At 64.0% G+C, this 23207-nt stretch carries 19 protein-coding genes, 1 other RNA gene and 1 pseudogene; 10 read left to right on the top strand and 11 right to left on the bottom strand.

Annotated elements, in window-relative coordinates:
- Positions 1-129: 129 nt before the first annotated feature.
- The 4 genes from AAIL66_RS18065 to AAIL66_RS18050 all read right to left on the bottom strand — a co-directional run bounded on the left by AAIL66_RS18065 (position 130) and on the right by AAIL66_RS18050 (position 4784).
- Positions 130-1134, bottom strand: a complete 1005-nt coding sequence (locus AAIL66_RS18065) for a Bug family tripartite tricarboxylate transporter substrate binding protein (RefSeq protein ID WP_343497364.1) — start codon at positions 1132-1134, stop codon at positions 130-132.
- Positions 1135-1230: 96 nt separating this feature from the next.
- Positions 1231-1998, bottom strand: a complete 768-nt coding sequence (locus AAIL66_RS18060; protein ID WP_034377115.1) for an SDR family NAD(P)-dependent oxidoreductase — start codon at positions 1996-1998, stop codon at positions 1231-1233.
- 60 nt (positions 1999-2058) lie between these two features.
- Positions 2059-3963 carry a feruloyl-CoA synthase gene (locus AAIL66_RS18055; protein WP_343497363.1) on the bottom strand — a complete coding sequence of 635 codons (1905 nt, stop codon included), beginning with the start codon at positions 3961-3963 and terminating at the stop codon, positions 2059-2061.
- Between the two features lie 38 nt (positions 3964-4001).
- Positions 4002-4784: a crotonase/enoyl-CoA hydratase family protein gene (locus AAIL66_RS18050; protein ID WP_003069038.1), complete on the bottom strand. Its 783-nt coding sequence runs from the start codon at positions 4782-4784 to the stop codon at positions 4002-4004.
- Between the two features lie 159 nt (positions 4785-4943).
- Here AAIL66_RS18050 and AAIL66_RS18045 point away from each other — a divergent pair, with 159 nt between their 5' ends.
- Positions 4944-6638: an MBL fold metallo-hydrolase gene (locus AAIL66_RS18045; protein WP_343497362.1), complete on the top strand. Its 1695-nt coding sequence runs from the start codon at positions 4944-4946 to the stop codon at positions 6636-6638.
- Positions 6639-6704: 66 nt separating this feature from the next.
- Positions 6705-7472 carry an RNA pseudouridine synthase gene (locus AAIL66_RS18040; protein WP_034377121.1) on the top strand — a complete coding sequence of 256 codons (768 nt, stop codon included), beginning with the start codon at positions 6705-6707 and terminating at the stop codon, positions 7470-7472.
- A 57-nt stretch (positions 7473-7529) separates the two neighbouring features.
- On the opposite strand, the gene AAIL66_RS18035 is transcribed toward AAIL66_RS18040, so the two are convergent.
- Together AAIL66_RS18035 and AAIL66_RS18030 are read right to left on the bottom strand one after the other, a co-directional pair.
- Entirely contained in the window at positions 7530-8492 is a 963-nt protein-coding gene (locus AAIL66_RS18035) for a tripartite tricarboxylate transporter substrate binding protein (RefSeq protein WP_343497383.1), read from the bottom strand.
- Positions 8493-8585: 93 nt separating this feature from the next.
- Positions 8586-9071 carry a DUF3237 domain-containing protein gene (locus AAIL66_RS18030; RefSeq protein ID WP_034354376.1) on the bottom strand — a complete coding sequence of 162 codons (486 nt, stop codon included), beginning with the start codon at positions 9069-9071 and terminating at the stop codon, positions 8586-8588.
- A gap of 136 nt (positions 9072-9207) precedes the next feature.
- Here AAIL66_RS18030 and AAIL66_RS18025 point away from each other — a divergent pair, with 136 nt between their 5' ends.
- Positions 9208-9990, top strand: a complete 783-nt coding sequence (locus tag AAIL66_RS18025) for a LuxR C-terminal-related transcriptional regulator (protein WP_343497382.1) — start codon at positions 9208-9210, stop codon at positions 9988-9990.
- 41 nt (positions 9991-10031) lie between these two features.
- Here the strand turns inward: AAIL66_RS18025 and rnpB are convergent.
- Positions 10032-10392: RNase P RNA component class A (rnpB, locus tag AAIL66_RS18020), an RNA gene on the bottom strand.
- Between the two features lie 21 nt (positions 10393-10413).
- Positions 10414-11238, bottom strand: coding sequence for a helix-turn-helix transcriptional regulator (locus AAIL66_RS18015; RefSeq protein ID WP_343497361.1), 825 nt, complete (start codon positions 11236-11238; stop codon positions 10414-10416).
- A gap of 91 nt (positions 11239-11329) precedes the next feature.
- Here AAIL66_RS18015 and AAIL66_RS18010 point away from each other — a divergent pair, with 91 nt between their 5' ends.
- Positions 11330-12244: a DMT family transporter gene (locus AAIL66_RS18010; RefSeq protein WP_034391330.1), complete on the top strand. Its 915-nt coding sequence runs from the start codon at positions 11330-11332 to the stop codon at positions 12242-12244.
- Here AAIL66_RS18010 and AAIL66_RS18005 read toward each other — a convergent pair.
- Positions 12228-12392: a hypothetical protein gene (locus AAIL66_RS18005; RefSeq protein ID WP_223305621.1), complete on the bottom strand. Its 165-nt coding sequence runs from the start codon at positions 12390-12392 to the stop codon at positions 12228-12230. The two genes, AAIL66_RS18010 and AAIL66_RS18005, sit on opposite strands and share 17 nt — an antisense overlap.
- A gap of 404 nt (positions 12393-12796) precedes the next feature.
- Between AAIL66_RS18005 and AAIL66_RS18000 the strand changes: the two genes are divergently transcribed.
- The 3 genes from AAIL66_RS18000 (at position 12797) to AAIL66_RS17990 (ending at position 16248) form a co-directional block, all read left to right on the top strand.
- On the top strand, positions 12797-14116 hold the full coding sequence (locus AAIL66_RS18000; RefSeq protein ID WP_059441287.1) for an MFS transporter: 1320 nt from the start codon (positions 12797-12799) through the stop codon (positions 14114-14116).
- 74 nt (positions 14117-14190) lie between these two features.
- Positions 14191-14868 (top strand): DUF2848 domain-containing protein, encoded by a 678-nt coding sequence (locus AAIL66_RS17995; protein ID WP_034377128.1) that lies wholly within the window; start codon positions 14191-14193, stop codon positions 14866-14868.
- A gap of 15 nt (positions 14869-14883) precedes the next feature.
- Positions 14884-16248 (top strand): amidase, encoded by a 1365-nt coding sequence (locus AAIL66_RS17990; RefSeq protein ID WP_034354389.1) that lies wholly within the window; start codon positions 14884-14886, stop codon positions 16246-16248.
- Between the two features lie 174 nt (positions 16249-16422).
- Here AAIL66_RS17990 and AAIL66_RS17985 read toward each other — a convergent pair whose 3' ends face one another.
- On the bottom strand, positions 16423-17364 hold the full coding sequence (locus tag AAIL66_RS17985; protein ID WP_034354390.1) for a LysR family transcriptional regulator: 942 nt from the start codon (positions 17362-17364) through the stop codon (positions 16423-16425).
- A gap of 156 nt (positions 17365-17520) precedes the next feature.
- Here AAIL66_RS17985 and cysK point away from each other — a divergent pair, with 156 nt between their 5' ends.
- The 3 genes and pseudogenes from cysK to AAIL66_RS17970 all read left to right on the top strand — a co-directional run bounded on the left by cysK (position 17521) and on the right by AAIL66_RS17970 (position 22179).
- Positions 17521-18441, top strand: coding sequence for a cysteine synthase A (gene cysK, locus AAIL66_RS17980; protein ID WP_012839856.1), 921 nt, complete (start codon positions 17521-17523; stop codon positions 18439-18441).
- Positions 18442-18707: 266 nt separating this feature from the next.
- The gene (locus AAIL66_RS17975) at positions 18708-20591 is read left to right on the top strand and encodes an ABC transporter ATP-binding protein (RefSeq protein ID WP_343497360.1); all 1884 of its coding nucleotides are present in this window, start codon (positions 18708-18710) and stop codon (positions 20589-20591) included.
- A 347-nt stretch (positions 20592-20938) separates the two neighbouring features.
- Positions 20939-22179 (top strand): annotated as a pseudogene (locus tag AAIL66_RS17970) (LuxR family transcriptional regulator).
- Positions 22180-22257: 78 nt separating this feature from the next.
- Here the strand turns inward: AAIL66_RS17970 and AAIL66_RS17965 are convergent.
- A complete protein-coding gene (locus AAIL66_RS17965; RefSeq protein WP_034354401.1) occupies positions 22258-23202 on the bottom strand; it encodes a LysR family transcriptional regulator in 945 nt (314 codons plus the stop codon).
- Positions 23203-23207 lie beyond the last annotated feature (5 nt).

Raw genomic sequence — 23207 nt, 5'->3', positions numbered from 1 at the left:
GCAAAAACTCAACCAAAACGCGGGCTATGCAAGAAGCGCAACCCTATAGTCAGAGGCGCCCAGCAAGAGCCGCCTCGCGGCGATGGCGCCGTCCCCCTCAGGGGGAACGGCGCAGCCGTTCAGGGGGTCTCAAGTATCCGCAGTAAAGCCAATCTGCTTGACCAGCGGTCCCCATCGCTCAAATTCGGACTGCTGCGAACGGGCCATCTCCTCAGGCGTGGAACTGGTGGCAATCAGGCCGACCACACCCACGCTTTCCTTGAGCGCGTCGCTCTTGAGCGCTGCCGTGATGGCCGCATGGGCGCGTGCACGCACATCGGCGGGCGTCTTGGCATTGGCATAGAAGCCAAACCACTCTTCGGCCGTCAGATCGGCAAAGCCCTGCTCGGCAAAGGTGGGCACATTGGGCAGATAGGGGTTGCGCTGCGGGCCGCTGGTGGCCAGCACGCGCAGCTTGCCGGCCTTGTAATAGCTCAGATAGTCGCCGCACGTGCCCATGATGGCCGCGATCTGACCGCCCACGACGTCCGAGACGCCGGGTGCCATGCCGCGATATGGCGCATGGCTGAGCCTCACGCCGGAGCGCAGACTCAGCAGCGCCCCCAGCAGATGCGGCTGACTGCCGGCACCGGGGCTGCCGAAGCTGGCCTTGTCGGGATTGTTCTTGCACCAGGCCAGGAAGTCCTTGAGCGTCGTCACCTCGGCCGGCACGGCGGGGCCGACAGCCAGCCCGTGGTGCATGATGGCTCCAATCGAAATCGGCTCGAAATCCTTGGCCTGATAGCTCAGCTTGCTGTAGATGTGCGGGTAGATGGAGAAGGCCGAGACCTGGGACAGTGCAATCACCGAGCCATCCCCTACGGAGTTGCGCAGATTCTCCAGCGCGATGCGGCCACCGGCTCCGGGCTTGTTTTCCACCACGCCCATGTTCTTGGAGTAGCTGCTGCCGCCCATTTTTTCGGCCACACGGCGCGCCACCGAGTCACCGGCACTGCCTGCGGGAAAGCCATAAAGAATGCGCACCTGCTCCAGCGGGCCACCGCCCTGGGCATAGGCGCTGCGGCTGATACCACCGAATGCGGCCAGCGCTGCACCAGCGCCCAGGCCTTTGACGAAATTGCGACGACCTTGCATGACTTGTCTCCTGCTTGAAATACGGACTCTTCGGTCCTGTGGAATCAATACACGTCTCGATAGCAAACCAGCGGGCTGTCGCCAGCCCGCCCTGCCTCAGCGCGGAGCCATGCGCAGCGCACCATCCAGACGAATCACCTCGCCATTGAGATGATCGTTGTGCACGATATGCACGGCCAGATCGGCAAACTCCGAAGGCTTGCCCAGGCGCGAAGGAAAGGGAATGGATGCCGCCAGCGACTGCTGCACAGGCTCGGGCAGCTCCTTCATCAACGGCGTGGCGAACAGGCCTGGCGCCACGGTGCAGACACGAATGCCGTGCTGGGCCAGATCACGCGCCATGGGCAGCGTCATGCCGACCAGGCCGCCCTTGGATGCGCTGTAAGCCTGCTGTCCCACCTGGCCGTCAAAGGCAGCCACCGAGGCGGTGTAGAGAATCACGCCGCGCGCGCCATCCTCCAGCGCCGCCAGCTTGGCGCAGCGTGCGGCAAACAGCCGCGTCATGTTGTAGCTGCCGACAAGGTTGACGCGAATCACTCGCTCAAAGTCTTCCAGCGGTGCGGGCTCGCCATCGCGGCCGATCACGCGCTTGGCCGTGCCGATGCCGGCCACATTCATGAGAATGCGCGCATCGCCGCCCCATTGCTCGCGAACGGCATCCAGCGCGGCCGTGACGCTGGCCGCATCGCAGATGTCGCTCTCCAGCGCCAGTCCGCCGATCTCGGCAGCCACCACCTTGGCCTTGTCGAGCTGACGATCCAGCACAGCAACCCTGGCGCCTGCGGCAGCCAGCGCACGCGCCGTGGCTTCGCCTAGGCCCGAGGCACCGCCGGTGACGATGGCAATCTGATCCTGAACTTGCATATCACTATCCTTTTAAAAGCTGCTTGCGCTTTCTGTCATTGGGCTCAAGCCTGTTCTGGCTCAGAGACTGGGCTTCAGGATCAGGGCCAGCGTTTCGTCGTACAGGCCTGCCACCACATCGGCGCGATGCTGGAGCACGGCACGCTGGTTGATGGAGCCCTTGTCCGTGACTTCGCCCAGGTCCAGCGAGGGCGCCCTGATCGCCGCCACTGCCCGCGCAATGCGAGTGGCACTGCCGGTGGCCGTCTGCGCCAGCTGGTTCAGAACCATCTGCAGATGCTGCTGCACGGGTTGGCTGTGCATGATCTGCTCCAGCGTCGCCCCCGCGTCCAGGCCGCTTAAGGCCGCACAGGCCGGGGTCCCGAAAATGATGGCGCCGACCTCCTTGCGATCCAGGCCGGTCAGCACCACATCCTGGATATAGGGCGCGCCGGCATGGATGATCCTGGCCCGCAGCGGCCCCACGTTGACGAATGTGCCCGTGGCCAGCTTGAAGTCTTCGGCAATGCGGCCGTCAAAGCGCAGACCCTGGTTGCGATCCTGCGGGTCGCGCCACTGCACGGCGTCTCCGGAGCGGAAAAATCCGTCCTCGTCAAACGCCTCTGCCGTGGCTTCGGGTGCGCGCCAGTAGCCGGGCGTGACGTTCGGTCCGCGGTAGCGCACCTCCAGCTTGCCATCCACAGGCGCCAGCTTGAGCTCCAGACCCGGCACGGGCACGCCCAGGTCTCCCGAGCGCACATCGGGACGGTTGATGAACAGGGCCGAGGGCGAGGACTCGGTCATGCCCAGGCCCGTGCCCATCACGATGCGCTCGCCGCACTCGGCCTCCTGCGTGCGGTGCAGACTATCCCAGACGGGCTGCGCCAGAGAGGCTCCGGCGTAGAAGAACATCTTGACGCGCTTGAGCAGGCTGCTGCGCAACTGCGCATCGCTCTCCATGGCACGGGCGATGTATTCGAAGCCCGTGGGTACGTTGAAGTAAACGGTGGGAGAGATGTCGCGCAGATTGCGCAGCGTCTCGGCAATGCCCGCCGCCGTAGGCTTGCCCTCGTCGATATAGACAGTGCCGCCGTGATAGAGCGCGAGGCCGATGTTCTTGTTGCCTCCGAAAGTGTGATTCCAGGGCAGCCAGTCCACCAGCACGGGCGGGCCTTTGACCATATCGGGCATGGTCTGGGCAATCTGCTGCTGGTTGGCGCACCACATTCCATGGGTGTTGATCACGGCCTTGGGCAGCTTGGTCGATCCCGAGGTGAACAGGAACTTGGTGATGGTGTCGGGCCCGGTGGCCTGCATGGCGGCATCCACCGCAGCTGTAGGCTCGGTTGCCAGCAGGTCGGCAAACAAGGTGCAGGTCCGGGCATCGACGGCCGGCTTGCGGTAAACCACCTCACAGCCCTCGGGCAGCACGGCGCGTACCGCCTTGTCATAACGCGCCGCATCGGCAGCAAAGATCAGGCCTGGCGTGAGCGTATCGACCACATGGCGCAGCTTGGCGTAATCGGTGCTGACCAGTGAATAGGCCGTGGAAACCGAGCAATAGGGCACGCCTGCATACAGGCAACCCATGGCCAGCATGGCATGGTCGAGATCGTTCTCGCTGAGGATGATGACGGGACGCTCTGCCGAGAGCTTTCTGTCCAGCAAGGACTGCGCAATGCAGCGCGCCGCTGCCAGCGTCTGGGCATAGTCGATGCGTTGCCAATCACCGGTGCTGCCGTCGGCCAGTCGTTGCCGCTGGGCAATGAAGGTCTGCTGCGGCGTGGTCTGCGCCCAGTGCACCAGCCTGTCAGTCATGCGTGCTGCGTGCTCTGCCAGCTCCCGGTCGGAGCGCACGTAGAAAGTGCCGTCGCCTGCCTCCCTGACCTGGATGCTGCGCACGCCGAACTCCAGCTCACGGTAGCGGGGCCTGCCCCCCTCTACCACCTGGCCGAGGGCCTGCATGGCTGTGTTTGTCTCCTGCATTGTCTTTGTCTCCACAGCGTTGTTTTTTGAGAGTGCTTTCAGTCCTTGCTGACCTTGGCGGCCCGCCCGGACAGAAATTCCTGCAAACGGAACTTGGCTTCTGGCGCGCTCTGCGCCACGGCAGCCATCAGAGCTTCTGTCATCAGCCCCTGATCGGCGGGCTGATCGGCAATCCTGGGCAACGCGTGCATCAGGGCGTAATTGGTCATGGGGGCGTTTTCGGCAATGCGCAGCGCCAGCTCCACGGCCTTGTCCAATGCATGTCCTTCGGGCACCAGATATTGCGACAGACCAATGCGCTCACCCTCTTCGGCCTTGTACACACGGCCCGTGAACATCATGTCGGCCATGCGTGCGGCTCCGATCAGGCGCGGGATGCGCACCGAGCCGCCACCGCCGACGAAAATGCCGCGCGAACCTTCGGGCAAGGCATAGAAAGTACTGCTGTCGGCCACACGGATATGGCAGGCGCTGGCCAGCTCCAGGCCGCCCCCCACCACGGCACCATGCAGGGCGGCGACCACGGGCACCGCGCCGAACTGCACCTGGCGCAGCGCCTCATGCCACATGCGTGAGTGCAGAACGCCCTGGGCCGCATCGCGTTCGCTGAGCTCGCTCAGATCCAGGCCGGCGCAGAAATGCGGTCCATCGCCATCCACCACTGCAGCGCGCACGCTGGCGGGCAGATTCATGAATACATCGCGCAGACCCAGCACCAGCCCATCGGACAAGGCGTTGCGCTTGGCGGCACGCATCAGGCGAATGACGGCAACCTGTTCGGCTTCGCCACGGAACTCAACTGCAATTTCTTTATGAGTCATAACCATTCCTTTTGCATCATTATTGTTATTTCAAATAACTAAATGCAAGACATCCTCGGCCGTTTGCTCTCAGTGCTTTCCCCGATTCGCGCAGCAGGAGTGCACAACTAGTCCAGGTGTGACATTCACGAACGCGGCGACTTCGCATAATGTGACCTCATGACATCACCCAGCCAGCCCCGCCCCAGCCAGTTGCTTCAGCCCCAGCGCGCGCCAGTTCCCGCGCGCGATGCTTCCACGCTTTTGTTGCTGCGCGACTGCGCCGATGGCAATGGTTTTGAAGTGCTGATGACAAGGCGTGCAGATCAAGGCATCTTTGCCAATGCCTATGTTTTCCCCGGCGGCGGCCAGGAAGATGAAGATGCAGCCCCAGCCAGTCATGCGCTGGCGCGCGTGCGCCCCAGCATGATCGCCGAGGCGGGACATGAACGCATTACCCAGGCTCTGGCAGGCATTCGCGAGACTTTTGAGGAGCTGGGCATCCTGCTGGCCTATGACCAGGCCGGCCAACCCGTTCCACCGGCCCAGGTTCAGCAACTGGACCGCAAGGCATCGCTGTATGAGCAATGCCGCGCGCGCGGCTGGACGCTGGCCGTGGACCAGCTCTGGTATCTGGCCCACTGGACCGCACCACTGGACCTGCCCAAGCGCTTTAACGTGCCGTTCTTTGTAGCCCGCATGCCCGAAGGCCAGACGGCGGTGGCCGACGAAACCGAGCAGTTCGAGCCCACCTGGATTTCTCCGCAGGATGCGATTGCGCGCTTTGAAGAGAAAAAGCTGTTCATCCTCTTTCCCACCCAGCGTACATTGCAGCGCATCGCTCACCAGCCCGATACCCAGGCCGTGATCAATGCCCTGCTAGGCGAGAAGCCGCTGTGGCAGGCCTGCCCCCGTGGCGGCCACCTGAAAGGCAAAGACACACGCCATACCGAAACCGATATGGCCTATGGCGAACTGGAAATGGTGCTGCCCGACGGCCACGGCATTCACCATCTGGACTGGCAGCCTGAAAAAGCCGTGCCGCTGCGCAAGAACCTGCTGCGCCTGACGGCCCCCAACTCCGGCATGATGACCGGCCCCGGCACCAACAGCTATCTGGTCGGCGATGCGCATAGCGGCTATATCGCCATCGACCCCGGCCCGGACGATGCCGAACATCTGCAGCGCCTGCACGATGCCGCCGGCGGCGATATCCGCTACATCGTCTGCACCCATTCCCACCCCGATCACTCGCCGGGCGCCGCGCCGCTGCAGGCCATGGTCCTGCTCTCCGGCCATGCCAGGCCTCCCATCATGGGCCTGCCGTCGGCACCCACAGCGCGCGCCAACAGTCGCTTCAGACCCGAGGTGACGCTACGGGACGGAGAGCGCATCACGCTTACCGGACAAGGGGCAGAAGGCGAGATCACGCATACGCTGCAAGCCATCTTCACGCCCGGCCACGCAGCCAACCACCTGTGCTTTCTGCTGGAGGAGGACGCGCTGCTATTCAGCGGCGATCACATCCTCAATGGCAGCACCACCGTCATCAGCCCGCCGGACGGCAATATGATCGATTACCTCGATTCGCTGGACAGGCTCCACTCCATGTGCCTGGAGCACGACATTCGCTACATCCTGCCCGCCCATGGCTATGTGCTGGGCTTTGCGCGACATCAGATCACCCGCCTCAAGGCCCACCGCCTGGCACGCGAGGCCAAGGTACATCAGGCCATGCGCACCAAGCCCGACGGCAGCATTCAGGACTGGGTGGCGATTGCCTACGCCGACACACCTCAAGCCCTGTGGCCCGTGGCCCAGCAATCGCTGCTGGCGCATGTGGAGCGCATTCAGAAGCTCTGCCTTGGCAGATAGCGCCCAGCGACCGCCGCGCTAGACCTGTGGACAACTAGGACATGGCCGGAGCATTAAGCTCTCGCCATGTCTGAATCCCTGCCTGAACAAGAAAGCATCCGCCTGGCCAAACGCGTGGCGGAGCAAGAACAATGCTCGCGCCGCGAAGCCGAGCTCCATATCGTCGCGGGCAATGTCCAGGTGGACGGCAAAGTGGTGCAAGTGCCCGAAACCCGCGTGCGCCCCGATCAGGTAGTGATCCTGCGCAAGGATGCCAAGCCTGAAGCCATTCCACCCGTCACCATCCTGATGAACAAGCCTGCGGGCATGACCCAGGGCCCGGCCTATGGCCGCGTGCGCAGCGCGCACTCGCTGCTGAGCGAGGACACCAAGGCCAAGCTGGACACACCCATGCCCCAGCTGGTGCTGGATCATCACTTCAGGAATCTGGAGTCGTTTCTGACGATTCCCCTGCCTGCCAGCGGCCTCATCGTCTACACGCAGGACAAGCGCGTGGCACGCAAGCTGACCGAGGAAGGCATGTGGCTGGAGCAGGAAATCATCGTCGGCGTGGAGGGCCAGATCATTGAAGATGGCCTGGAGATCCTGTACGAAGGTCTTCCCATTCCCGGCGGCAACGGCCATCGCCGCATGCCCCCCTGCCATGTCAGCTGGCAAAGTGAAAACCATCTGCGCTTCGCTCTCAAGGGCATTGCGCCCGAAGAGATCGAGAAGATGTGCGCCGCCATCGGCCTGACGGTGGTCAGCATGCGCCGGCTGCGCCTTGGCCGCGTCTCGCTGGCCAAGGTGCCCGAGGGTCAGTGGCGCTATCTGATGCCCTGGGAAAGGTTCTGAGCGGAACGGCCTTCGCGTGCCGCCAACCGGACTCGGCCGCGGCGCGCGCCGGCCCGCTCAATCTGCCTTGAAACCCGTCGCTGCCACCGCCTTGCCCCATTTGACGGTATCGGCAGCAATGATGTCGGCAAACTGCTGCGCGCTGGTGCCCGTGACTCTGAAGCCGGCCTCCTGTAGCCGCGCCTTGCCGTCGCCCGATTGCAGGACCTTGAGCAGATCGGCATTGAGCTTGCTCACCACTTCCGCAGGTGTCCTGGCTGGCGCCACGATGCCGAACCAGGAGCTGAACTCCAGGTTGCCAAAGCCCTGCTCCTTCATGGTCGGCAACTCGGGCAGTTGCTCCACACGCGCGCTGCCCGTGCTTCCCAGGGCCACCAGCTTGCCGGCGCGCACCTGCGGGATCGCCATGCCGGAGGAAGCGAACACCCCCTGCACATCGCCGCTGAAAATGCCGCTCAAGGCATCCGAAGTGCTCTTGTAGTGCACCACCTCGGGTTTGGACTGCACGGCATCGCCAAACATATAAGCCCCGAAATGCCCCGGCGTTCCCGCTCCGAAAGTGGCCATGAACAGGCCGTTTTGCTGCCGGGTCCAGGCCACGAAGTCCCTGACATTGCGCGCCTTGATCTTTTCGGGATTGACCAGCAGCACGAAGTCGGAACTCACCACCTGGCTGACGGGAGCAAAATCCTTGCGCGGTTGGTAGGCGAGCCGTTGATAGGTATTGGGCGCGATACTGAGCTGGCCGGTCTCGGCCAGCATGATGGTGTAGCCGTCGGCCGGCGCACGCGCCGCCTCGCTGGCTGCGATCAGGCCGGCGGCACCGGGCTTGTTGTCCACCACCACGCCCACGCCACCCCAGGCTTCAGAGAGCTTTTGTGCCAGCAGCCGTGCCACTACATCGGGTCCCGTGCCCGCCGCAAAGCCCACAATCATGCGCACCGTCTTGCTCGGGTAAGCCGTCTGGGCCTGCGCGACTCCTATGGCTGCGCCGCCGCCAGCCAGCAGCGCCAGGGCCATCAGCCGACGTCGCCAGGCCCGTGCAGAAACGGGTCCGGGCTGGTTCTGGGCTTGCAGTGTTCTCATGTTTTGTCTCCTTGTTGCGATGCTGTTTCACAGCACTTCGAAAAACCGCATGACGACCTGCTCCGGAAAGCGCGCTCCCGCGCCCACGAACAGGCGCTGCCCCAGCCAGGCAAAACGCTTGGAGGCCGTTTCAAAGCGGGGTGCACAGCGAAAGTAGATCGCCGAGGGATCGACCGTCTCGCCGCGGCGCAGGCGCTGCATCAGCTCGGCCGGCCCGGTGCGCAAGGCCTGGTTGCTCACATAGATCAGGTCGCCGCCGTCGGTTTCGATGACATAGCGCGCGTCCAGCTCGGCCACTTCCTCGCTGACCAGCAGCTGAAAGTCGGCCCCGCCCGGAAGCACACGCGCCGACCAGTCCTCTGCCTGCACCTGGCCGCCAACGATGGGAATCACGCGCCGCAAGCCGCGTGTCGTTTCGCCCACCTCCTGCGCCGGCCCCACCTGCACGCGAAATTCGGCAAAGTGGCGCAGCCTTGGAGCGGCAATCTGGAAATCATGGTTTGGCGACAGCATTGCTCTCCTTGCGATGTCTATGCACAGGGACATGAGCGTAAGCACTGTTGAAGAAATCGCTGTCCCCCAAGAAGATGACAGCCCACGCCAAGACACACCGATGAGAACCTGGAAGCTACCTTCGACGACTGACACCATGCCGGCCGGTGATATGGCCCAAGCCAGCGGCATGGCCCAGGCCAGCACCTTGCTGGCCGGTCTGGTGGAGCATCTGGGACAGAGCTGTTTTGCCCGGGCCGCACTGGAGCAGCTGAGCGCCATCGCGCCCACTGCCTCGCTGTCGGTGTATCGCATCGGCAACTGCCGGCCGCGGCTGTTTCTATCGGCCTCCCAGGGCGTCCTGGACACCACGCGCCAGTGCTGGAGCGCCTATCTCTCGGGGCCTCAGCACGAGGACAGAAGCTGGGGCCAGGAATGGCCCGGACATATGCGCATGCCAGGCGCGCGCAATCTGGTCCATGTGCAGGCCAACGAGGTCACGCCCTTGCATCGCCTGTGCGTGTATGACGCACATGGCGTGGCTGAGCGCATCTCGATTGCCGAGCCCGGTGCCGACGGCTCGGTGTTTGCCGTCAACCTCTATCGCCATGCGCACCAGAAACCCTTTGCCGACCGGCATCTGAGCGACTTCGCGGACCTGTCCAGCGCCCTGATGGCTCTGACGCACAAGCACCTGGCGCTGACTGCGGACATAGCTGGCGGCGATGAGAGGTGGCCGGCTCGCCTGCGGGAGCTGGCACCGGGTCTGACGGCACGCGAACTCGAGGTCTGCCTGCGCCTGCTGCGCGGCATGACCCAGGACGGCATTGCGGCCGATCTCGGGCTGAGCGCAGCCACCGTGAAGACCTATCGCAACCGCGCGTTTGCGCGGCTTGATATTCACCATCGCCATCAGCTGTTCGCGCTGATGGTGGAGTGAATGCAGTGGATTCGCTGGGCTGTGTCCGGCCGAGGAAGAAAGTGTGAAGTGCGCCGATAAGCCGGATTCTGTGCACAACGGTTGCCCGCCATGTGACCGCCATTAATCTTGGCCATCAGTCGCCTGATGGCTCGGTGCTACCTACCCGCACACTCCGGGGGCCCCGTCAACGTGTGCCTACTTGGTATTGCTGCGCGTAGAGATTGCCCGTTTCACCCTGGTTGGTCTGCCTTGCGGCACTCCTGCCAGACTCGTCTCTGTTGCTCTGATCCTCACCTCACGGTGGACAGCTGTTAGCTGCTACGCCGCCCTATGCAGTCCGGACGTTCCTCCAGTACGGTCTTTCGACCCAACGCAAGCGTTGGCCTTTCGGCTAGTACCAGCGGCGGTCTGGCGCACTTCACGGCGCGCATTATCCCGCGTTCAGAAAGAACTTGCACAGAACTCGCGCCTGAACTGCTCGGGCGGCAGGCCGGACTCGCGCTGAAACATGGCAATAAAGGCCGAGGGCGTGCTGTAACCCAGGTCGTAGGCAATGCGCTGCACGGTGTGGCCGGCCTCCAGCGCGTCGATGGCCTGCAGATAACGCATGCGCTGGCGCCATTCGCCCAGACTCATGCCCAGCTCGCGCTGGCAGCGGCGGGCCAGCGTGCGCTCCGTCATGTGCACGGTCTCGGCCCATTCGGCCAGGCTGCGGTGGTCGTCGGGGCGCGACTGCATGGCATCCAGCACCTGCACCAGCGCCGGATGCCGGGCCACGGGCAGAAAGCTCAACTCCAACGGCGTGGCTCGCAGCTGGTCATGCACCACCCGTGCCAGACGCAGGTCTGCGTCAGTCACCGGGATCTGCACGCCCCTGGCGCCGAAGTCCGCCAGCACGGCTTTGACAATCGGCCCCAGGCGCATGCAGCCCGCCGTCTGCGGCAGATCCGCACACAGATCAGGGGCCAGATAGACGGAGCGGTACTGCACCGCATGCTGCAGATAGCAGCTGTGCACCACGCCCGGCGGAATCCACACCCCGTGCTGCGGCGGGCACAGGATATGACCCGTGGGCACGTCCATGCTCAGACTGCCGTGGGCCGCATAGTTCAGATGCCCCCAGCGGTGGCTGTGCGGCGGAGCCTCGCTGTGTTCGCCGAACTCGTCATAGCGGAAGTAATAGCTGCCAGGCACTTTGTCGGTGTCCAGTATCTGTACGGCATGGCGCTTGGCGACCGGGCCGGGAGTCGGGGCTGAGGCAGGCATGGGTTCGTCCGGCTTGAGTTATGAAATGTCTGAAATCAGCAATGCGCTTCAAATACGTCAAGCGCATCATAAGCACCTCAAGGAGTTTCATATGGGTGCATACCTATTACCACTGGGCGCGGTGCTGATCTGGTCGGTCAACACCGTGGTCAGCAAGTTGGCCGCAGACAGCATCAGCGCGGCAGAGATCGGGTTCTTTCGCTGGCTGGTGGCCGCCGTACTGTTCACGCCCTTCGTCCTGCCCTCGATCTGGCGCCAGCGCGCCGACATCAAGCCCCTGCTGCCACGGATCTTCGTGCTGGGCGTGCTGGGCATGGTCATCTACCAAAGCCTGGCCTATTACGCCGCCCACTTCACCACGGCCACGCATATGGGCATCATCGGCTCGCTCACGCCCATGCTGGTGCTGGCCCTGGCCGTGTTCATGCTGGGCCAGCCACTCACGCATGGCGGCATCTGGGGCTCGCTGCTGGCAATTGCGGGGGTCGCGCTGGTGGTTTCATCGGGCCGGCTCAGCCATCTGGCGTCCGAGGGACTGAATCTGGGCGATGCCATGATGTTCCTGGCCATGCTGGCCTACGCGGTCTACAACATCCTGCTCAAGCGCTGGCCAATGCCGCGCCTGGCCACGGTGCAACTGCTGTATCTGCAGGTGCTGGTTGCCGTGGTCGTGCAGTTCCCGCTCTATCTCTTCTCGCCCAAGACCGGGCTTGACGCCAGCAACCTGCCGCTGGTGGGCTACGCCGGCATCATGGCGTCCATCGCCGCGCCGCTGCTGTGGATGAAGGCGGTGCAGACGCTGGGGCCCGGGCGATCGAGCATGTTCTTCAATCTGATCCCGGTCTTCACCGCCCTGATCGCGGCTTTCGCCCTGAACGAGCCTCTGGCGGCCTACCACGCCGTGGGCGGCATCATGACGATTGCCGGTCTGCTGCTGGCCGAGCTGTGGAAGGCCCCGCTGCGTACCCGCCCGGCCCTCGCCTGCGGTGCTAAAGCAGCAGATTGAGAATCGCGTAGCTCATCAGCGACAGCAGGCTGACCACGAACACCAGCATGACCCAGGGGCCCCAGCGCTGCTCGCGCCAGGAAAAACCGACCAGCAGGCCTACGCAACAGACCCCCAGCAGCACCAGAATTGTGTTGAACGTGAGCAAGTGCAGTCCTCCCTCAAACAGACTTTGCCCCATTGTTCCCGATTGCAGGCCCAAGGGGAAACACCATCTCCCCTGGGCTTGACCTGAATCAAGCACAAGCCCTGCAGCGCCGGGCCATCGGCCTGCCCGGCGCTGCCATCGGCCGCGCGCATCACCTAGGGTTTTCCCGCGTTTTATCGATGCGCGCCTGCCTCATGCCGGTGCACAGCCCGCACCATCTCTGCTCATAAGAATTTGCATTCAGGGCCGCTCAGAATTTCTTGTTGGACAGCCCCTCGCTGCCTTTCGATACTGCCGCCACAGGAACACCGGCCCGCGCCGCACCCCCATGTTCCAAGACACACAGGAGCGCCGGCAAAAGCGCCCCATGTGCCCGCTGCACTTTCGCATACAGGAGACTCCCCATGAGCAGCCCGGCTTCCGCCACCCACCCTCTTGCCGGCCATGCCGGTGCGCACGCGCACCCCGACATGGACGCCACCTACCGCAAGATCACCTGGCGCCTGATCCCCTTTCTGGTCTTTCTCTTTGTCCTGGCCTGGATAGACCGCGTCAACGTCGGCTTCGCCAAGCTGCAGATGCTGCAGGACCTGCAGTTCAGCGAGGCCGTCTACGGCCTGGGCGCCGGCATCTTCTTCATCGGCTACTTCCTGTTCGAAGTGCCCAGCAACCTGCTGCTGGAGAAGATCGGCGCACGCAAGACGCTGGCGCGCATCACCATCCTCTGGGGTGCTGCCTCCATGGCCATGGCCTATGTGACCACGCCCACCATGTTCTATGTGCTGCGCTTTATCCTGGGCGTGGTCGAGGCGGGCTTCTTTCCCGGCGTGGTGCTGTATCTGACCTACTGGTTCCCGGCCCGCCACCGCGCGCGCATCAACGGCTTGTTCATGACCTCGTTCGCCATCGCCGGCGCCGTGGGCGGCCCGATCGCGGGCGCCATCATGAACGGCATGCAGGACGTGGGCCATCTGGCCAACTGGCAATGGCTTTTCATCCTTGAAGGCATTCCCTCGGTGATCGCCGGCTTCTTCGTGCTGGCCTGGCTGCCCGAGAAACCCGAGAACGCCAAGTGGCTGAGCGTCGCCGAGCAGCGCGCCGTCAGCGCCGCCGTGGCCGAGGAAAGCCAGCAGGGCCACAAGCAGCATTCCTTCGCCGACGCCTGCCGCAACTACCGCGTCTGGCTGTGCGCTGCCGTGTACTTCTGCATCGTCAGCGGCAACGCCACGATCGCCTTCTGGTCGCCGTCCATCATCAAGGAGATCGGCATCCAGAACAATCTGCAGATCGGCCTGATCTCGGCCATTCCCTTTCTCGCCGGCACGCTGGCCATGGTCTGGAACGGCATGCATTCGGACAAGACCGGCGAGCGCCGCATGCATAGCGCCATCGCCGCCTTGATCGCCGCAGCAGGCCTGATCCTGACCGGCATGTTCCTGCACAACGCCGTGCTGGCCCTGTGCGCGCTGACGCTGGCTTCCGTCGGCATCCTCGCCGCCTTCCCCGTGTTCTGGTCCATTCCCTCGGCCTTTCTGGCCGGCACGGCGGCCGCCGGCGGCATCGCCCTCATCAACTCCGTTGGCAACCTGGCCGGCTTTGTGGCGCCCTACATGATCGGCGCGCTCAAGACCAGCACCGGCTCGCTGTCCTCGGGGCTGTACTTCGTGGCCGCGCTGGAGTTCCTCGCCGCCTTCCTGGTCGCGCTCTTCGTCAAGAAGCAGTGACCTCCTGACGCTGCCTGCGCAGCGCCGCCATGCGGGGCCCACGGCCCCGCCTTCCCCTTTTTGAGCTTTCCGCCATGCAACTGCAATTCACCACCCCCGAAGGCCAGACCCTGGCCCCCATCTTCGACACCCTGATCGTCGCCGGCTGGGCCGGACGCGACCATGCGGCCATCGAGCACCACATCGAGGAGCTGGCCGCGCTCGGCATTCCGCGCCCCAGCGCCGTTCCGCTGTACTACCGCATCGCCAGCAACCAGCTGAGCCAGAGCAGCACGCTGCAGGTGCTGGGCCCGGACTCCTCGGGCGAGGCCGAGGTCTTCGTCTTCAGCCATGACGGCGAGATGTTCGTGAGCCTGGCCTCGGACCACACCGATCGCAAGCTCGAAGCCTATAGCGTTGCCTTCTCCAAGCAGGCCTGCATCAAGCCCGTGGCCACCCAGGCCTGGCGCTTTGCCGATGTGGCCGGCCACTGGGACGAGCTGATCCTGCGCTCCTGGATCGTGGAGGACGGCCGCGAAGTGCTGTACCAGGAAGGCACGCTGGCCAGCCTGCGCACGCCCCAGGACCTGATCGCAGGCTACACCGGCGGCCAGAGCCAGCTGCCCGAAGGCAGCGGCATGACCTGCGGCACCATGGCCGCCATCGGCGGCATACGCCCTGCCACGCAGTTCGCCATGGAGCTGTACGACCCGCGCAGCCAGCGCAGCATCCGCCACCGCTACCGCAGCGAACTGCTGGATATCGTCGCCTGAACACCGGAGCTGCCCATGACTTCAGTCTCTCCCCGCCTGGACCAGGTCTCCCACCGCCTGGCCCAAGGCCAGACCAGCGCCGTGCAACTGGCCGAGCAGGCACTGGAGCGCGCCGCGCAAGGCGAAGGCCCGCGCGTTTTCACGCGCGTGCTGCGCGAGCAGGCCCTGGCCGAAGCCCGCGCCAGCGATGCGCTGCGCGCGGCCGGCCTGGCACGCTCGCCCCTCGAAGGCCTGCCCATCTCGGTCAAGGATCTGTTCGATATCGCGGGCCACCCCACGCTGGGCGGCTCCAGACTGCTGGCCGATGCCGCACCCGCCACGCAGACGGCCGAAGTCGTGCAGCGTCTGCGCCGCGCAGGCGCGGTCATCGTGGGCACGACCAATATGACCGAGTTCGCCTACTCGGGCCTGGGGCTGAATCCGCACTACGGCACGCCGCGCAATCCCTGGCAGCGTGAAAACGACGGCGGCCGCATTCCCGGCGGCTCGTCCTCGGGCGCGGCCATCTCGGTGACCGACGGCATGGCGCTGGCCGCCATCGGCTCGGACACCGGCGGCTCGGTGCGCATTCCCTCGGCGCTGTGCGGCCTGACCGGCTTCAAGCCCACGGCGCGGCGCGTTTCCATGCAGGGCGTGCTGCCGCTGTCAGCCAACCTCGACTCCATCGGACCGCTGGCGCCCAGCGTGCGCTGCTGCGCCGCGCTGGACGCAGTGCTGTCGGGCCAGTCGCATGGCGAGCTGCGCGCGGCCTCGCTGCAGGGCCTGCGCCTGCTGGCGCCCACGAATGTGGTGATGGACGGCATGGACAGCACCGTGGCCGCAGCCTGGCAGCGTGCGCTGTCGCTGCTGTACGCGGCCGGCGTGCAGATCACCGAGGCCGTGGTGCCGCCCTTTGCCGAGCTTGCGCAGATCAATGCCAAGGGCGGCTTCACCGCCGCCGAGGCCTGGGCCTGGCACCGCAGCCATATCGACGGCGCCGGCCGCCTGGCCGAATACGATCCGCGCGTGGGCACGCGCATTCTGCGCGGCAAGGACATCAGCGCGGCCGACTACATCGAGCTGCTGGCGCGCCGCCAGCAGTGGATTGCCCGCGTCCAGGCGCAGATGGCCGACCACGACCTGATGCTCATGCCCACGGTGCCCGTGATCGCGCCCAAGATTGCCGAGCTCGAGGCCAGCGACGAAGCCTATTTCGCGGCCAACGGGCTGATGCTGCGCAATCCCACGCTGATCAACTTCCTCGACGGCTGTGCGGTGTCCCTGCCCTGCCACCGCGCGGGCGAAGCGCCCGTGGGCCTGAGCCTGGCCGGCACGGCCGGTCAGGACCAGCGCCTGCTGTCGGTGGCGCTGGCCGTGGAGGCTTTGCTGGCCCAGGCCTGATTGCATAGAAAAAACAGGAGCTGCTAGCGCTTGACTGCAATTGATTTCAGATAGGAAACACTCTGAAATCGATATTCATCAGGCGCTAGCAGCTCCTTTTTTATTCAGTACTGAGGCACACCCCAATGCACGGCAGGCATTGGCGCCCGCACTATTGGTGCCTGCTCCTGCGCTTTATGCGTCCCCTGCCAGACGGGTGCCGGGCAGCCGCGCCACGGCCTGGCCATGGTTCAGCGCAAAGGCCGTTGCCACCTCTTCGGCGGCGCGCACCACGGTTTCGGCCAGCGGGTTCTGGTGATCGTTGCGCCAGCAGGCCACCAGCGGCAGCGAGGGGAACTCGCGATCCACGCGCAGCAGGCGCAGGCGCTGCTCGGCCAGCTCGCGCTGGATGATGGCCGGCGGCACGGCCGCCACGCCCAGGCCGTCGCAGACCACGCGGATCATGGTCGCCACCGAGGCAATGCAGTTCATGTGCGGCGAGGCGCTGCCTTCGGCGCTGAACAGTTGCTCGATCACCGCATACGGCTCGGAGCCGCGCGCAAAGCTCATGATGGGAAAAGCCGCCAGCTCGGCCAGGCTCAGGGTCTCGTCGCCTATGCCCAGCTTGGGGCTGCCCACCCAGGCCATGGCGAACTCGCCCAGCGACAGATTCGCGATGGCACCGCTGGACACTGGTTTGGCCTGCAGCGAGACATCGAGCTGGCCCTTGAGCAACTGCTCCGACATATGGATGGTGGTGTCGCAGGCGATCTCCACCTGCAGGCGCGGATAGCGCTGCTGCAGCAGCGCGAGAAAGTCGGGGAACCAGCTGTGCACGATGGACTCGATGGCGCCGATGCGGATCACGCCCGCATAGGCCTGCTTGTCCAGCATGTCCTCGCGCATCTCGCGCATCAGCCGGAGCATGCGCTCGGCATGCACCAGGGCCTTGGCGCCGTCGGCCGTGAGCGTGACCTCGCGCACGCCGCGGTCGAACAGGCGCACGCCGAACTCCTGCTCCAGCGTGGCGATGCGGCTGGAGACGGCTGCCTGTGTGGTGAACAGCCGCTCGGCCGTCATGCGGAAGTTGCGCAGCTCGGCCAGCAGCACAAAGGTTTCCAGAAACCGTAGATTCATGGGCCGATGTTAATCATCGCCCGCGGCCTTGCCCACTTTTCGGGTCATATCGATATAGCCCATTCGCACAACGCTTGCGTGCACAATGCTCTGTGTCTGCGCAGACAGCCTGCGCTGCGATCCACTGTCCCACCATCCCTTATTCGCGGAGGTCCGATGAGAGCTGACAACATTCTGCAAACGATTGGCGACACGCCCGTCATTCACATCAACCGTCTGTTCGGCAGCAATACCAACGTCTGGATCAAGTCCGAGCGCAGCAACCCGGGCGGCTCCATCAAGGATCGTATTGCCCTGTCCATGGTGGAAGACGCCGAGAAATCCGGCGCGCTCAAGCCCGGTGGCGTCATCATCGAGCCCACCAGCGGCAACACCGGCGTGGGCCTGGCCCTGGTCGCGGCCGTCAAGGGCTACAAGCTGATCCTGGTCATGCCCGAGAGCATGAGCATCGAGCGCCGCCGCCTGATGCTGGCCTATGGCGCATCGTTCGATCTGACGCCCAAGGAAAAAGGCATGAAGGGCGCCATCGCCCGCGCCCAGGAACTGGCCGCACAGACGCCCGGTGCCTGGATTCCCCAGCAGTTCGAGAACCCCGCCAACGTGGCCGTGCATGAGGCCACCACGGCCCAGGAAATCCTGCGCGACTTCCCCGACGGCATCGACGCCTTCATCACCGGCGTGGGCACGGGCGGTCACCTCTCCGGCGTGGCCAAGGTGCTCAAGGCCAAGTTCCCCAATCTCAAGGTCTATGCGGTCGAGCCGGCCGCATCGCCCGTGATCTCCGGCGGTCAGCCCGCGCCCCACCCCATCCAGGGTATCGGCGCCGGCTTTGTGCCCAAGAATCTTGACGTCAGCCTGCTCGACGGCGTGATTCAGGTGGAAGCCGAGCCCGCACGCGAATACGCGCGCCGCGCCGCTCGCGAGGAAGGCCTGCTGGTCGGCATCTCCTCTGGCGCCACGCTGGCCGCCATTGCCCAGAAGCTGCCCGAGCTGCCACCCAGCGCCAGGGTGCTGGGCTTTGCCTACGACACGGGTGAGCGCTACCTGTCGGTGGAAGGCTTCCTGCCCAACGCCTGATCGCGCCGCGCGCTTTCCTGCCACGCCGCACAAGATGCGGCGTTTTTTTTCCGCGCAGGCCTCCGCAACAGCACGCTATATGGCTCGCCATAACCCGCGACAGCCCGCTACAACTCGCTATAGCCCGAGCGCGCCATGCGTTCATCAGGCCCGCACCAATGGCCCATGGGACAAGCGGTCATCCCGTACGCTTGACACCAATCCAGGGCACTCCCCTACCATGGGGACAAGATATGCCACAAGCATGAACCGGGAGAATTTCCATCTTGTTCCGATTTTTTGAAAAACAGGTTCCACCTTATCCAGCACAGGAGCCCAAGGTCCCGCCCAAAGGTTTTTTTGCCTTTGTCTGGGCCTGTACCCAGGGCATGCGCGGCTGGATTGGTCTGATGACCCTCACCTCGGCACTGCTGGCCGCCTACGAAGCAGTGCTGTTCGCCATCATGGGCCGCGTGGTGGATTGGCTGGGCACGGTCTCGCCCGCCAACTTCTGGGCCGAACAACAGGCCACGGTGCTGGGCATCGCCGCCATCCTGCTGGGCAGCGTGGCGCTGCTGGCCCTGCACACCACCGTCATGCACCAGGTGCTGGCCATCAACTTCCCCATGCGGCTGCGCTGGGTGTTCCACAAGCTGATGCTGGGCCAGAGCATGTCCTTCTATGCGGACGAATTTGCCGGCCGCATCACCACCAAGATCATGCAGACCGCGCTGTCGGTGCGAGAAGTGGTGTTCATGGTGGTGGATGTGTTTGTGGGCGTGGGCGTCTACATGATCGGCATTCTGATTCTGGCCGCCAGCTTCGAGTGGCGGCTGATGATTCCGTTTGCGCTGTGGTTCATCGCCTATGCCGCCGCCTGCTTCTACTTTGTGCCGCGCCTGGGCCAGATCGGCAAGGAGCAGGCCGATGCGCGCTCCATGATGACGGGCCGCGTCACCGATGCCTATACCAATATCGCGACCGTCAAGCTGTTCGCCCACACGCGCCGCGAAGCCGAATATGCGCGCAATGCCATGGAAGCCTTCAAGGCCACGGGCTATGCGCAGATGCGTCTGGTCAGTCTGTTCGAGATCACCAACCACCTGATGATTGCCCTGCTGCTGCTGGCCAGCGGCGGCACGGCGCTCTATCTGTGGACGCAGGCTCAGGCATCTGCGGGCGTGGTGGCTGCCGTGATTGCCATGGCGCTGCGGCTGATGGGTTACTCGCACTGGGTGATGTGGCAGATGACGGGCCTGTTCGAGAACGTGGGCACCATCCAGGACGGCATCACCACGCTGACCAAGCCGCGCACCATCGTCGATGCACCCGACGCCAAGCCGCTGCAGGTCACGCGAGGAGCGATTGCCTTCGAGGATGTGAGCTTTGGCTACAAGGCTGGCGGCAAAAAGGTGCTGGACCACCTGAACCTGCACATCCGTCCCGGCGAGCGCATCGGCCTGATCGGACGCTCGGGCGCGGGCAAGTCCACGCTGGTCAATCTGCTGCTGCGCTTTCATGAGCCCCAAGGCGGGCGCATCACCATCGACGGCCAGGACATTCGCAGCGTGACGCAGGACAGCCTGCGCAGTGCCATCGGCATGGTGACCCAGGACACCTCGCTGCTGCACCGCTCCATGCGCGACAACATCCTCTATGGTCGCCCCGACGCCAGCGAAGCCGAGATGCAGGCCGCGGCCGACAAGGCCGAGGCCTCGGACTTCATCGCCACGCTGACCGACCTCAAGGGCCGCAGCGGCTATGACGCCCAGGTGGGCGAGCGCGGCATCAAGCTCTCGGGCGGCCAGCGCCAGCGCGTGGCGATTGCACGCGTGATGCTCAAGGACGCTCCCATTTTGCTGCTCGACGAAGCCACCAGTGCGCTGGACAGCGAGGTGGAAGCCGCCATCCAGGAAAGCCTGGATTCGCTGATGGACGGCAAGACCGTGATCGCCATTGCCCACCGTCTGTCCACCATCGCCGCCATGGATCGCCTGATCGTCATGAACGAAGGCCATATCGTGGAAGAAGGCACGCACCAGCAACTGCTGCAGCGTGGCGGCATCTACGCCAAGCTCTGGGCGCACCAGAGCGGCGGCTTCCTGGCCGACCAGGACGAAGCCGTGCAATATGCCAGTCTTGTCGTGAGTTCAAGCCACAATCGCCCATAGCGCCTGGCACAAGGGTGCACGCCGCTCATCGCATGCCTGCGCCAGAGATCACAGAAGGGGAGCATCGCTCCCCTTTTGCATGCATCCCCCCCACACGCAGCAATAGGTTTCAGTTCCAGCCTGCAAGAGTGCGAGCCTCTCCGCCATGGATCGCATCACAAAGGGGCGCGTTGAACTATTGGCTGGACAGGTTCATTGCACATTCGATGCTCAGCTTGCTGAAGCAAGTACTGCACAACGGCCCGATCAAGAGCTGCCAGATGGCTTTGTGTCGTTCATACGACGGCATTGAAAGAGGCAGGCCAATGAGGGGCACTGATAATGCGAGACAGCAAGAGGTCAACGCAATGAGCACCACCTACGGCAAACTGAAACCCATCGATTACGCACAAGCCTCAATGACTTTGCTCTCAAAGATGGCTCGACATCCGGAGTTCAGAACCCGGAGACAACAGAGCTGATCGGTGCGGAGCGCTTCAGCGAATTCATCAATCACCTCTACGACGCTGCTTCTTTGCCGGAGGCCTGGGTTCCCTGCCTGGAGGTGATTCGCACGCATATGCGCAGCAATTTTGCGGTGCTGATCATCCGCCAGACCGAGGGAGACAATATCGGTTTGGTGGTCACCGCATCCGGAGGGCTCGAAGGCTTGCTTACGCACGACGTCTACAGCGAGCACAGTCCTTTCCTTGGCATGCCCAAGGAGCAATTCAAGACCATTCCCGACCTGATGTCCGAAAGCGAATGGCGCAGCAGCGTCTATTACAAGGACTGGTGCCGTGTGCACAATATCTTCCATGTGATGGCTGCCGATATCGTGACTACCGATGGCAGTGTCTACGGCCTGCGGATCACGCGCCCCGAATCAGAACCGGCCTTCAGCCAGCGGGATCTTGATCTGGGCCGCATGATCATGCCGCACATCCGCCGTGCGCTGAACATGCATCTGGCGCTGCACCATGATCGTCAGGTCATGTCGCTGTACAGCACCGTCACGGCTCGCTTGATGGTGGGTGTCGTCATCCTGGACCAGAATGGCCAAGTGCTGGAAAGCAATCCTGCAGCCAAAGGCATTCTCGATGCTCAGGATGGCATCCGAATCTCCGGAGGCATGCTGGAGGCTGAATATGCAAGCGACAACCGAAAGCTCCAGCGACTGGTCAAGGATGCCTTGCTGTCCTCCCTGGCATCCACGTCCGTCATGACCGAAGGCATCTCGATTGCCCGTCCTTCGGGTCAGCTCAATTGGGGGCTTGTCGTCCAGAGCATTTCCTCGGGTGACAACGCAGAGGCCAAGAGCCGTCCCTGCGTCGCGGTGTTCATGCGCAACACCGATGACAAGGCCGATCCGTCAGCGCACCTGGCGCAGCAGCTGTTTCAGCTCACGTCTGCAGAGACCTCGCTGGTGATACAGCTGACCCATGGCCTGACGCTGGAGGAGGCTGCCAAAGCGCTGGGCATTCGCCTCAATACCGCAAGAGCTCACCTGCGCTCCATCTTCTCCAAGACCGGCGCCCGCCGTCAAAGCGAGCTGGTACGCTTTTTTCTCAATAGCGCTGCCTGGCTGGGAAGCAAGAGCGGCACCTGATCCTCGCGCGGCAACCGAGTTCCAGGCCTTGAGCGACCTGTACTCATCGCCCTGAAGCAGCAGGGCAGGCAGGGCTCCTCAGCGGTCTGAGGGCCGCCAGGGAGCCGCCGCGAAAGCCTCCGTCACCCATTGCTTGAACGCCTTCATGGCGCCCGTGTTGTACTGCCCCGAAGGTCGTAGCAGGTAGATGCCCCCGGTATCTCCCAACGTCCATTGCGGCAATATGCGGACCAGCTCTCCAGCATGGATGGAGGGCATGAGGTGCCAGTCACTGCCGGCAATGATGCCCACCCCTTTGATTGCCGCATGAAGCAAAGCTTCGTTGTCGTTGCTGAGAATGGAGCCGCTGACGCGCACCGATTCGACGGTCTTCGCAGCCCTCTTTCCTGCCGACTGAACCAGTCGCCATTGCGGAAAATCCAGGAGGCCGGTGTAGCCCAGGCAGTTGTGATGAGCGAGATCCGCAGGCCTGTCTGGCGCTTCATGGCGCTCAAGATAGCTGGAGGATGCACACAGAAGGCGGTACTGATCGCATAGCCGCGTGGCAACCAGCCGGCTGTCCGCCAGATTGCCGATACGTATGGCGGCGTCAAAACGCTCTCCCACAATGTCCACGATGCGCTCGCTGTACTCCACTTCGAGCGCTACCTCCGGGTAGGCCAGGGAAAAATCCGCCAGCATGGGGCTGATCCACCGCCGCCCCATCGTCGCGGGCATGGACAAGCGCAGGCGCCCCCGTATTTCCTGCGCTCCCTGCGCCGCTTCCTGCTCTGCATCCCGAATCAGATGGGCAGCCTGGCGCAGCTTTTCGACAAGTCGCCAGCCCTCGCTGGTGAAATGCAGCTGGCGCGTGGTGCGCTCCACCAGACGCACGCCCAGTCTTCGCTCGAGCGCCTGCATGCGCTTGGAGAGCACCGAAGGGTGACGCGCCAGCAATCGTCCCGCAGCGGCAAACGAGCCCTGGTCTGCCAGTGCGACCAGCGTGGCGAGCTCATCCGTGTGCTGGCTGTCGAATATCTCCATGGTGT

Origin of the sequence: Comamonas sp. F1-6 (assembly GCF_039581415.1) — a bacterium.
GTDB classification, from domain to species: Bacteria; Pseudomonadota; Gammaproteobacteria; order Burkholderiales; family Burkholderiaceae_C; genus Comamonas; species Comamonas thiooxydans.
Note: the sequence above shows the minus strand (reverse complement) of the source record. Positions and strands in the feature narration are given on the sequence as shown.